At 36.9% G+C, this 13,368-nt stretch carries 11 protein-coding genes and 3 tRNA genes; 13 read left to right on the top strand and 1 reads right to left on the bottom strand.

All coding sequences use genetic code 11. The annotated features are described in order from the left end of the window. Position 1 precedes the first annotated feature (1 nt). The 5 genes from DDF69_RS15450 (at position 2) to DDF69_RS15430 (ending at position 4,912) form a co-directional block, all read left to right on the top strand. Complete coding sequence (locus DDF69_RS15450; RefSeq protein ID WP_114821555.1) at positions 2-1,066, top strand: HlyD family secretion protein; 1,065 nt, start codon at positions 2-4, stop codon at positions 1,064-1,066. Next, positions 1,059-2,651 carry a beta-carotene 15,15'-monooxygenase gene (locus DDF69_RS15445; RefSeq protein ID WP_114821554.1) on the top strand — a complete coding sequence of 531 codons (1,593 nt, stop codon included), beginning with the start codon at positions 1,059-1,061 and terminating at the stop codon, positions 2,649-2,651. Before DDF69_RS15450 ends, DDF69_RS15445 begins: the two co-directional genes overlap by 8 nt. A 195-nt stretch (positions 2,652-2,846) precedes the next feature. Then, a complete protein-coding gene (locus DDF69_RS15440; RefSeq protein ID WP_162800946.1) occupies positions 2,847-3,848 on the top strand; it encodes a GlxA family transcriptional regulator in 1,002 nt (333 codons plus the stop codon). Positions 3,849-3,953: 105 nt separating this feature from the next. Next, positions 3,954-4,580, top strand: coding sequence for a DJ-1/PfpI family protein (locus tag DDF69_RS15435; RefSeq protein ID WP_114821625.1), 627 nt, complete (start codon positions 3,954-3,956; stop codon positions 4,578-4,580). Positions 4,581-4,839: 259 nt separating this feature from the next. Continuing rightward, positions 4,840-4,912, top strand: a tRNA-Lys gene (locus tag DDF69_RS15430). A 164-nt stretch (positions 4,913-5,076) separates the two neighbouring features. Here the strand turns inward: DDF69_RS15430 and DDF69_RS22105 are convergent. Beyond that, entirely contained in the window at positions 5,077-5,238 is a 162-nt protein-coding gene (locus tag DDF69_RS22105) for a hypothetical protein (protein ID WP_156106559.1), read from the bottom strand. Between the two features lie 327 nt (positions 5,239-5,565). Between DDF69_RS22105 and DDF69_RS15425 the strand changes: the two genes are divergently transcribed. From DDF69_RS15425 to DDF69_RS15390, 8 genes are all read left to right on the top strand, one after another. Beyond that, a tRNA-Lys gene (locus DDF69_RS15425) sits at positions 5,566-5,638 on the top strand. Positions 5,639-5,867: 229 nt separating this feature from the next. After that, the gene (locus DDF69_RS15420; RefSeq protein WP_114821552.1) at positions 5,868-6,737 is read left to right on the top strand and encodes a helix-turn-helix domain-containing protein; all 870 of its coding nucleotides are present in this window, start codon (positions 5,868-5,870) and stop codon (positions 6,735-6,737) included. Between the two features lie 176 nt (positions 6,738-6,913). Continuing rightward, positions 6,914-7,831, top strand: coding sequence for an alpha/beta hydrolase (locus tag DDF69_RS15415; RefSeq protein ID WP_114821624.1), 918 nt, complete (start codon positions 6,914-6,916; stop codon positions 7,829-7,831). Between the two features lie 21 nt (positions 7,832-7,852). Beyond that, entirely contained in the window at positions 7,853-8,779 is a 927-nt protein-coding gene (locus DDF69_RS15410) for an alpha/beta hydrolase (RefSeq protein WP_114821551.1), read from the top strand. A gap of 275 nt (positions 8,780-9,054) precedes the next feature. Beyond that, positions 9,055-9,127: transfer RNA gene (locus tag DDF69_RS15405), tRNA-Lys, on the top strand. A 374-nt stretch (positions 9,128-9,501) separates the two neighbouring features. Continuing rightward, complete coding sequence (locus DDF69_RS15400; protein ID WP_317048657.1) at positions 9,502-9,813, top strand: hypothetical protein; 312 nt, start codon at positions 9,502-9,504, stop codon at positions 9,811-9,813. Positions 9,814-10,213: 400 nt separating this feature from the next. Beyond that, entirely contained in the window at positions 10,214-10,678 is a 465-nt protein-coding gene (locus DDF69_RS15395) for a heme-binding domain-containing protein (RefSeq protein ID WP_114821549.1), read from the top strand. Between the two features lie 76 nt (positions 10,679-10,754). Next, positions 10,755-13,268, top strand: a complete 2,514-nt coding sequence (locus DDF69_RS15390; protein WP_114821548.1) for a cation-translocating P-type ATPase — start codon at positions 10,755-10,757, stop codon at positions 13,266-13,268. Positions 13,269-13,368 lie beyond the last annotated feature (100 nt).

The following is a 13,368-nucleotide window of genomic DNA, read 5'->3' as shown; positions in this document are numbered from 1 at the left end:
AATGAAAAAAAAATATACTCCCACCGATAGAATGATCACGAAGATCACAGGATGGATTTCAGTTGTAATCGTTGCCGCACTTGCTGTCTGGGGCGGTTTCACCTTAAAAAATTACTATGCCTACGAGCAGACCAATGATGCACAGGTTCAGGAATATGTCAACCCAATTATTTCAAGAGCCGGAGGTTTCATTGTTGAAGTAAAGTTTGAGGAAAATCAGGAAGTTAAAAAAGGAGATACTCTTTTAATCATTGATAACCGCGAATATATTCTTCAGGAAAAACAGACTCAGGCTGCCATTCAGAAAGCGCGTGCCCAACTGAGAGTATTGGAAAGTACGACAGGAACTACAGAAAAGGAAGCCGCAGCAGCATTGGCTCAGGTAGATGCCAGCAAAGCGAAAGTCTGGAAACAACAGCTTGATTATAACCGATATAAAAAGCTTTATGATGAAGAATCTGCTACCAAACAACGTCTTGAGGACGTGAAAGCAACCTTGGATGTCAATGAAAGCGACTATCAGTCTTCACAGGATAATTATGCTGCTTCAGTATCTAAAATTAATGATATAAGAGCTGAAAAAACAGTTGTTTTAGCAGAAATTGCAAGACTTGAAGCATTGCTGGACCGTCATAAACTGGATGTAAGCTATACCGCTGTGACTGCAGCATATGATGGAAGAATGGGACGCAGAACTGTAGAAGTGGGGCAGATGATTGATACCGGAGAAACGCTGGCCTTTATTGTCAATAATGAAACTGACAAATGGGTGGTAGCCAATTATAAAGAAACTCAGATCAAGGATATGCATATCGGAGATCATGTAAAAATTGTGGCGGATTCTTATCCGGACAAAGAATTCCAGGGAACAATTATTTCCCTTTCTCCTGCAACAGGTTCAAGTTTTTCACTGCTTCCACCGGATAACTCTACCGGAAATTACGTGAAAATTGTACAGCGTATTCCTGTAAGAATCAGAGTGGATGGACAAAGAAGTCAGATCGATGTTCTGAAAGTGGGAATGAATGTGAATGTTTACGCCAATAAAAAGCATTCCAATGGCTAAAAGACAAATGCCCTATTTCAAAAAATGGGCTCCGGAATGGCTGGTGAAGATTATTCTTTTTTCAATGACGCTTCCGGGAATCATTATCTTTTTTCTGCCATTGTCTAATGTGAATGCTGCAGCCGGATATTATGGATGTGAACCAGCGGATATTCAGTTTTCAGTAGCCTTGTTTTATGCAGGGTATGTAGGTTTTTACAGCCTGGAAAGACGATTTTTCAGTTTTCTGGCCGCAAAAGAATATTTTGTTCTGTTCACCACATTACAGATTCTGGCTTGTCTGATATGCTATTTCACCCGCGAAGTCTATATTTTGTTTCCGGTTCGTTTTATGCAGGGAATGTTATTTGCCGGAAATGTCAACCTTTCACTTACCCTTATCTTTACACGATTGAGCAGTGAAAGAGGTAGAGAAATCAGTTTTTCGGTATTTTTTGGAATCTTAATTTGTGCTTTGCCTTTTAATAATCTGATTACTGCAGACCTCATCGATTCCTATAATTTTAATATCGTTTATAAAACTGCCATCTTCTCCTATCTTCCGGGACTTATTTTCCTGACTCTGGCTATGAGTAATTACAGAACCCATGCAAGGTTTCACCTGTATAAACTGGACTGGCAGAGTTTTGGACTTTTCAGTACGATATTGGTTTTGGTAGGATATATTACCATTTTTGGTCAGGAATATTATTGGCTGGAAGATAACCGGATTTTAGGAAGTGTAATCGGAATTATTGCTTTAGCAGGAATCTCCATATTCCGTCAGCAGGCCATTAAAAGACCTTATATTGATCTGCAGGTTTTCAGATACAGGAACTTTAAAGTAGGTTTACTGATTCTTTTTGTCATGTATATATGCCGGTTTGCTTCAGGGATTGTCAATACGTATTTTGCTGCAGAACTGCATCTGGACCCGTTTCATATATCCTATATTAATATTTTCAATCTTATGGGGTTGGTTGCGGGAGTGATCATTGCGTGCTGTATGGTTTTGCAAAAGAAAAATATACGATATATCTGGGGGCCAGGTTTTTTAATGCTATTGATCTTTCATGGATTGATGTATTATTCTTTTGATGTTCAGGCTGATGAGTTTAATTATTACGTTCCGTTATTTCTTCAGGGATTAGGGGTAGGGTTGATAATGGTTCCGACCATTATTTATATTATTTCTTCTGTTCCTGCTGTTATTGGACCTTCAGCTGCTGCAACAGCCTTAGCAATACGATATCTCGGATTTTGTATCAGTATTGCCCTGATCAATTTTTTTGAACTCTTTGAAAAAAGCCGCCATTATAATGCTTTTCAGGATCATTTAACTGCTGTCGATCCTGAAGTTAAACATTTTCTTCATCAGCAGACGGCTAAGCTTATTTCAAGAGGAATGCCTGAAGAAAAGGCTGTAAAAGCTGCCCATAAGTTATTGGTAGGAAGAATGAATGTTCAGGATCATGTCCGCTTTGCGATGGATTATTATGAAATGATGGTGTGGCTTCTTGCTGCCTCACTCTTATTGATTTTTCTTTTTCCCTATCTCAACCGTACTGCTCTTTATCTGAAATCCCGCAGACTGTCACCTGCATAAGTGCAATTTTATTTTTTATCAATCAAAAGTATAGCTTATTAGCTAATTTTATAGTAGAGTGCTGAGACTGTCTGATAAGGCAGTCTCTTTTGTTATGACAGAAAATAGATAAACGCTTCTGGCCGGAATTGTATGTTTTTTGTCATTGCAGACAAAATCCTTTCTCTCTACATTTGTACTCATACAGAACGGGATATGAAGAAAGAAGGACAACATACAGGAATGAAAAATATAGTACTTCTGGCATTACCACAGGTACAGCTGCTTGATATTGCCGGACCATGGGATGTTTTTACAGCGGCCAACCGTTTTCTGAACACTGATAAAGAAGATACTGGCTATCATGTGTATCTCGTTTCCGGAACTTCAGAGAAGGTTATCTATTCCGGTTCAGGAATGCCATTATCATGCAGTCATACCATTTATGATATTGATTTTCCTGTAGATACTTTACTGGTAGCTGGGACAGCGTTGAGTGTACTGGAGGAAATCAGCCACGATCTCTATCATTATCTTCAGAATATAAAGTCAGACGTAAGACGGCTGGGATCTGTCTGCGTTGGGGCATTTGTTCTGGCCAAAGCAGGGCTGTTGGATGGTAAGCAGGTCACTACCCACTGGAAATTTGCAGATACACTGCAGAAGTCTTATCCCAAACTAGAAGTGAATGTCAATCCTTTTTTTATTCGTGATCAACCTATCTATACATCGGGAGGTGTTTCTTCAGGGATGGATCTTGCGCTGGCACTTTTGGAGGAAGACTTTGGAAAACCATTGGCCATAGAAGTTGCCCGTCATCTTGTTCTGCCTTTAAAAAGAGCCGGAATGCAGTCGCAGTTTGGAGATGCACTACCGGAATATGAAATAAAGTCTCCTTTTACAAAAGAGGTCCGTGATCTGTTGAAAGATAAACTTGGAGAAGCTATTACGGTGGAGTATATGGCAGAGTTCCTGAACATGAGTGTCCGTAATTTTTCCAGAGTATTTCTAAAAGAATCAGGAATGACTCCCGGCAGGTTTCTTGAAAAAATGAGATTGGATCAGGCTAAAAATTTGCTGGAATATACTGAGATGAGTGTTGATATGATTGCGGTTAAATGTGGATTTAGCAACGCCGTTTCGCTTCGTCGGGTATTTCTTAAAAATATCTCCCTTTCTCCGGCTCAATACCGGAAAGCGTTTAAGACTGCAGAATAATTTTTTTCTCTTACGGATTTAAAATAAAACTGATCATCCTCAATGGTCGGCAGGGGAGAACTATGCCTTTATTCAAAAAATAATCATCTTAAAAATAAAAGAATTATGAAACAAGACCCTAAAACAATGAATGTCGCATTTTTAATTTATGATCAGGTAGAAGCTCTTGACTTAAATGGTCCTTTGGATGTTTTCGTTAAGGCGAATGTTGTACATCCTAACGCTTATCATTGCTTTACAGTTGGAAAAACAAAAGAGTCGGTGTATATGGAAGCCAATACAATGGCTGTTATTCCTACTTACGATATCCATTCCTGTCCTCAACCGGATATGATTGTGGTTCCCGGAGCAAATCCTGAACACATTATGAAATACCTTAAGGATAATGATTTTCAGGAAACCGTTTTACAATGGATTAAAACTCATTATGATGCCGGAACCGTTGTGTTTACAGTATGTACAGGAAGTATGCTGTTGTCCGGAACAGGTATCCTTGAAAACCATGATATTACTACCCATAGTATGTTGTTAGATGCTTTAGAACAGTATAATCCGGAAGCGAATGTGATTAGAAATGTTCGTTACGTGGATCAGGAAGAGTTGATAACTACGGCTGGAATTACGGCTGGAATAGACGCTGCTCTTTATCTGATTGGAAAACATCTTGGTAAGGAGACAATGGATAACATTATCGATATTTTCGAATATCAGAACGGAAAATCTGAAAGTTGAGTGTAACAGAAAAATAGATGGTTTTAAAATTTTCGTCAACCGTAAAAATTGGCGGAAATTTTATTTTTAATTAAACGATTACTCATTCTGTAATTTTATTGAAAAAAAATAGTAAACGTAATTAATTTATAAACAGATGTTTAAATTTTAAGTGGTGAAATTTATCACAAAAAAGCATAGAAAAATTTGGATTTAAACAGTGTTTTCCTATCTTTGCAGTCCCTTAAACAAAGGAATTTACTTGAAAAAGTAAGTGGCCGACTCGGTAGCTCAGCTGGTAGAGCAATACACTTTTAATGTATGGGTCCTGGGTTCGAATCCCAGCCGGGTCACAATATGAAAATATAAATTTTCAAAAGCATAAAAAACCTGCAAATTATTTTTGCAGGTTTTTTATTTATAGTGTTTGCTATAATGTTTCAAAATGGCCGATTATTTAAATTAACGGACCAGTTGATTGTACTCGTACTTTTTCAATTGAAATTCAGCTATACCTTTATTCCTCATTTTTGGGTTTAAAGTTTCTTCCGACTCCCTGGCGGAGAAATGTAATTTTTCCTTGTACTTTTTTCGCTTTTTCAAGGACTTCCAATGCTTTTGTTCGTTCGTTAATTTTGCCAGCGTGTGTTATATTGTCCTGACGTTCATTTTTTTTCATGTATCAATATAGTAAATTTATTTGACAAAAACAAATTATTGATAGTAAGGTCGTTTCATATTTTAAGAAAATAAAATTGATCTACTGATCGTCTGCGAGTAGCAAAGGGATTCACTGCTGTTTTCAATTTTTAACGGAAGCGTTTTGGGCTCATTTTTGAAATTTACATTAAGAACCTCCTAAGGTGTGTGAAATTTTTATGTCTGATATTGTAAAAGTTAGCGGAATCATAGGCATAAAATGTCCGGAAAGTATTGTGAATAAAGAAAAAGTTTCTATCTTTGCAGTCCCTTAAACAAAGGGGTTTACTTAAAAAAGTAAGTGGCCGACTCGGTAGCTCAGCTGGTAGAGCAATACACTTTTAATGTATGGGTCCTGGGTTCGAATCCCAGCCGGGTCACTTGAAAAAGCTTCAACAGACGTTGAAGCTTTTTTTGTATTCTGTTCCATGTAATATTTTTATTTTTCGTCATTCTGATAATTTTATGTTATACCATCAATACATGAGATGAAGATGATAAAAGCACCCGTTTTTGAAAATCAGTAAAATATTTCTTTTTTACCTTAAAATGTATCCTTATGTTAGCTGACAAAGAAACTACTTTTGTATACACATTATTTCTGAAGCAATGGCTAATAAAATATTTAATATAAAAGAATTTGCATCCTATCTGAACGTTGCTCAACCTAAAAATGATGACTTGCTTATCATCAATTTTGAAAATGAACAAAATATAAGGTTGAAATCCGATTCTGTTACCATAGATTTCTATTTGCTGGCTATAAAACCACCTTTGGAAAAGAACTTTAAGAAAACCGATTTTCTGGAAGACCAGGCAAAATCCTTTATGTATGTTGATTGCCCGCAGAACAATCTGGAGTGGGATATTAATATTCCTAAGTCCGGCTATAATATTCTGGTAAGTGCCAGATATATCAATAAGCTGGCAAAAGAATATAATTTCCCCCACTACAATAACCATGAGGCATTGTTTCTTACAAAAGAAGAGGAAGAAATCCTGTGGGATCTTTATAAAAAGGCATATAATGAATTCCAGAAAGAAAACTATTCCAGAGATATTATCCTGTCGTATATTACTTTGATCTTGTCTTATACCCAAGTGTTTTATGACAGACAATTTGATTCAAGAAGCAGTATATATGATTCAGTAATTGAAAATTTTTATGAAAACCTGAAACAGTATTTCAGTCAGAAAGAAGAAGTTTCAGGTCTTCCATCTGTTGCATTTTTTGCACAGAAGGCCAACCTGTCTGCCAATTATTTTGGAGATCTGATCAAGCATTTTACCGGCGAATCTCCTATAGAGCATATTCATAATTTTGTATTAAAACAGGCAAAAGACAAGCTTAAAAATACGTCACTTTCCATCAGTGAAATTTCTTACAGTCTGGGTTTTGATTACCCTAATTATTTTGCAAGATTTTACCGGAAAAAAACTGGTATGTCTCCGAAAGTGTTCCGAGGAATGCAGTCATAAAACATCTGAATTATTCACATATTAAGCAGCCTTTGAGGTTGCTTTTTTTATTGGAGAAAAATTATAAACTGTAAAAAGTCTCCGTTTTAGAGTAATCTGTCTACGTATCTGAGCAGGTGCCCATGGTAACTTTGTTCTATCAAAATAACAAATGTTTTAATTTAAAAAATAAGATCATGTTACAAAAGAAAATCAGTATTAAAAATGGAAACGGACAGGATATTACCTTATCAGCAATTGTTAATTTCCCTGAAGGATTTGATGAAAATAAAAAGTATCCGGTGATAGTAGTTTCGCATCCCGGTGGCGGTGTAAAAGAACAGGCATCCGGACTTTATGCAAAGAAACTGGCAGAAAACGGATGGCTCACTATTGCTTACGATGCTTCTTATCAGGGGGAAAGTACAGGTGAACCACGCCAGCTGGAAAATCCTTATATCAGAACGGAGGATATAAGTGCAGTAATAGATTATCTGACCACTATTTCTTATGTAGATGCAGAAAGGATTGGAGCGATGGGTATCTGTGCCGGTGCTGGCTATACTGCAAATGCAGCCATTAATGATCACAGAATTAAAGCGGTAGGAATGGTAAGTGCAGTGAATATTGGTTCCATGTTTCGTAATGGCTGGGAAAATAATGTAAAAGATGCCGATGCAATGCCCTATCTGATCGCAGGAGCCGATGCAAGAACCCAGGATGCAAAAGAAGGACTGCAGACTATGCCTTTAGCACCTATGAAAGAAGAAGATGCACCCAACGAAGAATTGAGAGAAGCCTGGGAATATTACCACACAGACCGCTGTCAATATCCTACAGCTCCGGGATGGGCGACATTAAGAAGCCTTACACAGATTATTACCTATGATGCTTATAACAAAGCAGAAGCGTTTTTCGCACAACCTCTGCTGGCTATTGTCGGAAGTGTTGCAGGAAGTGCGTGGATGAGTGATGATCTTCTAAAGATTGCAGCAACGTCAGATAAGAAAAAATATATCATAGAAGGAGCAAACCACATGTCATTGTACGACAGAGAAAATAATGTAAATGAGGCTGTTGATCAGCTGGCAGCTTTCTTTTCTGAAAAATTATAAACATTATCAAACTTAATCACAATGAATACACAAAAAATAACATTTAAAAACGTAGCTTGGGACAATGCTGGAATTCTGCATTTTCCAGCAGATTTCAATCAGAATAAAAAATATCCAACCATTATTTCCATGCATCCTATTGGAAGCTGTAAAGAACAGACGGCAGGAAATGTGTATGGTAAAGCATTAGCAGAAGCAGGGTTTGTTGTGTTGGTATTTGATGCTTCTTTTCAGGGAGAAAGTGGAGGAACGCCTAGATATATTGAAAATCCATACCAGCGTACAGATGACGTTCGATATGCCATCGACTATCTGGAGACTCTGTCTTATGTAGATGCTGAAAAAATCGGGATATTGGGAGTTTGTGGAGGAGGAGCGTATTCTTTGAATATTGCGATGACTGAACGCCGTATCAAAGCAGTGGTTTCCATTACTGGAGTAAACTTTGGACGTCTGTTACGTGACGGTTTTGCAGGCGGAAGTCCTATGGAAGTCCTGGGCCAGATTGCTTCACAAAGAAGTTCTGAAGCTAAAGGTGATGATTTATTGACGATCAATATGCTGCCTGAAAGTGTAGAAGTAGGTAAAGCTGCAGGGATTGACGATATAGATGTACTGGAGGCTACGGATTATTATAAAACTTCAAGAGGGCAGGCTATTGGAGGTGCCACAAGTGCTGTTTATTCACGCCTAGGCATAGGAATGGGCTGGGATGCGTTTTATCTTGCTGAAACCTTATTGACCCAACCCATTCTGGTAGTGGTGGGTGATAAGCCAGGTGGATTCGGAGCCTACAGGGACGGGTACGAAATTACTCGTCGTGCTGCATCACAGAAAAAAGAATTATTAGTTATAAAAGGTTTCTCCCATTATGATCTTTATGACCAGCCCGAGCCGGTAAAGCAGGCATTGGAAAAAGTTGTTCCTTTTTTCAAAGAAAATTTATAAGAAATTTCAGGAAAGAAATTATTTTTAACAGATACTGTAGTGATGATAAAAAGGGTTATTCAATTGAATAATCCTTTTTATTAAAATCTAATTTATCCTTTTTTACAGGATTTAAAACTTAGATCTGTGCTGAACCTGAAAATTTTTGTCTCTGATTTTGTAAAAGTTAGAAAAATTCAATGCGTGAAATTTTACGAAAGTATTATAAATAAAGAAAAAGTTTCTATCTTTGCAGTCCCTTAAACAAAGGGATTTGCTTGAAAAAGTAAATGGCCGACTCGGTAGCTCAGCTGGTAGAGCAATACACTTTTAATGTATGGGTCCTGGGTTCGAATCCCAGCCGGGTCACTGGATGGAACAAATCATTTTTTTTAATGATTTGTTCTTTTTTTTTATAGTTAGCTTATTATTTAGGTTTGCGGCTGAGTTTTTCCGATAATCCTTCTCTGAATTTTCCAATTTTTCAAGCTTAAGTAAAAGTGCTTTATTGATTCATGATACTGACAGACGGTTTTATAACTCTATTTTCTATAATTTTCTGACCAAATAATGCTTAGTATATAATTACTTATCGACCACCATATACAAGAGGTTCCGGCTACTTATTTAAAATCATTCTTAATGAAATATTTCATAACTTTGATATAGTGAAAAAGCTGATTTCCATATTGTTGCTATCATTATATTTGGTTTCTACAACCGAGTTATATCAGTTTTTGAAAATGCCGCTTCTTATTGAGCATTATATTCAGCACAAAAACCAAAACCCTGAAATGTCTCTTACGGCATTCCTCAAAACCCATTATGATCATCCTGTGAAAGACAGTGACCACGATCAGGACCAAAGATTACCTTTTGTATCCCATGCAAACCTGCTGTCGGTAGTTTTCACGATTACTCCTTCGCTGGATTTTTATGGTATAGAGAAAATATTTAATCCTATTGAGATCAAGAAGGCCATTCACAAAAGTGGCCTGTACAATAAAGAAATTATCAATTCTATATGGCAGCCGCCAAGATCTGGTCAATCGTAATCTGTTTTTAATCATTTTTTTGATTGGGAAGGTATTCTGTTTTTCTACATTAAAGTGTCTGTATACTGCGCAGATACGATTAAGCCTATGACTGAGAATAGTCGAATTTCTTCAAAACAACAGATTACTCCATTAAATTAAGCTTTTAAAAGTCATTGATTTTTTCTGTAAAGAATAAAATCGGTATTGCATTGCTGATCGTGAGGTTGATCTTATCTGGGCATAAAATTACCCATCGATATGATGCCGGACAATACACGTAATCGGGTGTAAGTTTTTACTACAGCACCTTCTTTTGATGCAACAGATATAGAAATGCTTATACACTTCTTGTGAAATTTTAAAATACTGCAGATGAATAAAACTGCGGTTATAGAATTATTTAAAAATACATATCATAATGAAAATATCATCTTTAATAAAAATAGGAGCAGGATTTATACTCATGCTTTTTGTGATCATTCAGTTTGTTGACAATGAAAAAAATATAGCTGTCGCACCCTCGGGGAATGAAATCGGGAAACACTATCAAGTTCCTGCCCATGTGCAGAAATTATTGAAAACAAGCTGCTATGATTGTCATTCAAATACAACTGTTTATCCATGGTATAATAATATACAGCCTGTACAATGGTGGTTGGCAGATCATGTCAATTCAGGAAAGCGGCATTTTAATTTTGATGAATTTAATACTTATTCTAAAGAAAAAAAATTGCATAAACTTGATGAGGTTGTGGAAACGATGCAAAATGATGAAATGCCCCTTGCCTCATACACTATGATTCACCATAGCGCAAAACTGTCTGAAACTGAAAAGGCGGACATTGAAGCGTGGGTAAAAGATCTGAAGAAAGAGATTCAATAGCAGTTTCTTAAAATACGGGACAAATATGTCAATATAAGAAAAACAATGAGTAAATTTAATATTATATCCATCTCATATGAATTATAATATACCTCAGGATTTGAAAGGCCTTACGGAAGCGGAAGTATTGGTTTCCAGGAAAAAGTACGGATATAACCGTCTTGAAGCGGTGAAAAAAGAATCATGGCTAGACCTGCTTATCGGTATTTTGAAAGAGCCAATGCTCCTTCTTCTGATATGTGTTTCCTTTGTTTATGTTCTTACCGGTGATTATGGAGAGGCTTTGTTTATGTTGGCTGCCATTATTGCAGTTACAGCCATTTCATTTTATCAGGATAACCGCAGTAAAAAGGCACTGGAGGAACTTGAAAAACTTAACGAACCTTTGAGTAAGGTGATTAGAGATTCAAAGATAGTCAATATTCCCACTTTTGAAATAGCTGTCGGAGACTTATGCATTACCGAAGAAGGAAATCTCATCAATGCAGACGGAAGAATTGTTCACAGCAACGATTTTTCTGTGAATGAATCTTCGCTTACGGGAGAGAGCTTTTCTGTTTTCAAAGACAGCCAGTCAGAAGATAACGGAGTATATAGCGGAACAATTACCGTCTCTGGTCTTGCTGTTTTTGAGGTTGAAAATATAGGAAAAGAAACGAAAGTAGGAAGAATAGGACAATCTATTCTGGATATAAAAACAGAAGCATCTCCTTTACAAATTCAGATCAGAAACTTTGTAAAAAGCATGGCTGTTATTGGAATAATCATTTTTTTGGCAGTATGCATCTTCAGTTATGTCAAAACAGGTGATTTTGTAACCAGCCTTTTGAGCGGGCTTACATTGGCCATGTCTGTACTTCCCGAAGAAATTCCCGTAGCTTTTACTACTTTCATGGCTCTGGGAGCCTGGAAACTGATGCGGGAAGGAATCATTATAAAGAAAAGCAGTATTGTTGAAACCTTGGGCAGCGTTACTGTAATCTGTACCGATAAAACAGGTACAATTACTGAGAATGCTATGCAGTTGAAATATCTTTATGACTATCATTCCGATAAAATTTATCAGGAGACAGAATTTGAAACAAACCAACTGAATGAACTTATTGATTATGCAATGTGGAGTAGTGAGCCCGTACCTTTTGATCCTATGGAGGTAACGCTGCATAAAGTATACGAGCAAACCCAAAGGCCCGACAGGAGAAGAGACTATCAGTTGGTTCATGAATATCCATTGGAGGGAAAACCTCCAATGATGACCCACCTTTTTGAGAATTCACAAAAAAACAGAATGATTGCAGCTAAGGGAGCCCCTGAAGCTATTATCGCTGTTTCAAATCTTTCAGAGGACGAGAAAAATAAAATAAGAAAGGTAATTAAAGACTTTGGTGAACAGGGATACAGAGTGCTCGGAGTGGCTAAATCTCAATTTGAAGGAAATAATTTCCCTGATAAACAGCAGGATTTTATATTTGATTTTTTAGGATTGACGGTATTTTATGATCCTCCTAAAAAAGGGATAAAAGACGTATTCAGGCATATTTACGAAGCAGGTATTAAAGTAAAAGTAATTACCGGAGATAATGCAGATACTACAAAGGCTATTGCATTGCAGGCCGGAATTAAAAACAATGCTCCGGCAATTAACGGAAATGAAATTACTACAACTTCAGAACAAGATTTATTAAAGCTTTCCGAGAATGCAACACTGTTTACAAGAATGTTCCCGGAAGCAAAGCTTGAAGTTGTTAAAGCATTAAAAAAACAAGGTCATATTGTGGCGATGCTCGGAGACGGAGTGAATGACGGACCTGCACTGAAGGCTGCTCATATAGGAGTGGCGATGGGAAATAAAGGTACTGAAATTGCAAAATCTGCTGCAGCTCTGGTTATAACCAATGATGATCTGGATAAACTTGTCACCGGTATAGCTGCCGGACGCAGAATCTATGCTAATATAAAGAAGGCCGTTCAGTATATCATTTCCATTCATATTCCTATTATACTTACTGTTTCCTTACCATTATTTCTGGGTTGGGTATTTCCACATATATTTACGCCGGTACATGTAATCTTTCTTGAACTGGTTATGGGGCCAACGTGTTCTATTGTTTATGAAAATGAACCTATAGAAAAAAACGCGATGCAGAAACCTCCCAGAGCTCTTACAGATACATTTCTGAACTGGAGGGAACTCACATTAAGTATTATTCAGGGGTTGGTTATTACTGCTGGAATCCTTTGGATGTACCAGAATTCTGTGGATTGTGGAAACGATGAAACTAAAACGAGGGCGCTGGTTTTCAGTACTCTTATATTTTCCAATATACTCCTGAGCTTCGTGAACCGCTCTTTTTATTATAGCGTAGTGGAGAGTTTTAAAAACCGTAATTTACTGCTTACAGGAATTTCTGTTGTTGTTCTTCTTCTGCTTTTGGTAATTCTGTATCTGGCTCCTGTGTCAAAATTTTTCAGTGTGACTTCTCTTTCTTTAAAAGAGCTTGGCTGGGCATTGCTTACAGCTTCTGTTTGTGTGTTGTGGTTTGAAATTTATAAATTTGGTAAAAGGCTTTATAAAAAGAAAAATAAGTAGAAAAAAATAATCAATAGTAATTTAATTTTGTTTTTTTAAATAGTTGATTTATAAATTATTACTTTAGACTCAATATGATCATTATCTTCTTGCCTGATAT

It is taken from the genome of Chryseobacterium sp. KLBC 52, assembly GCF_003347605.1.
GTDB lineage: Bacteria > Bacteroidota > Bacteroidia > Flavobacteriales > Weeksellaceae > Chryseobacterium.
The sequence above is the reverse complement of the archived record's forward strand: the minus strand, read 5'-3'. Positions and strand labels throughout refer to the sequence as shown.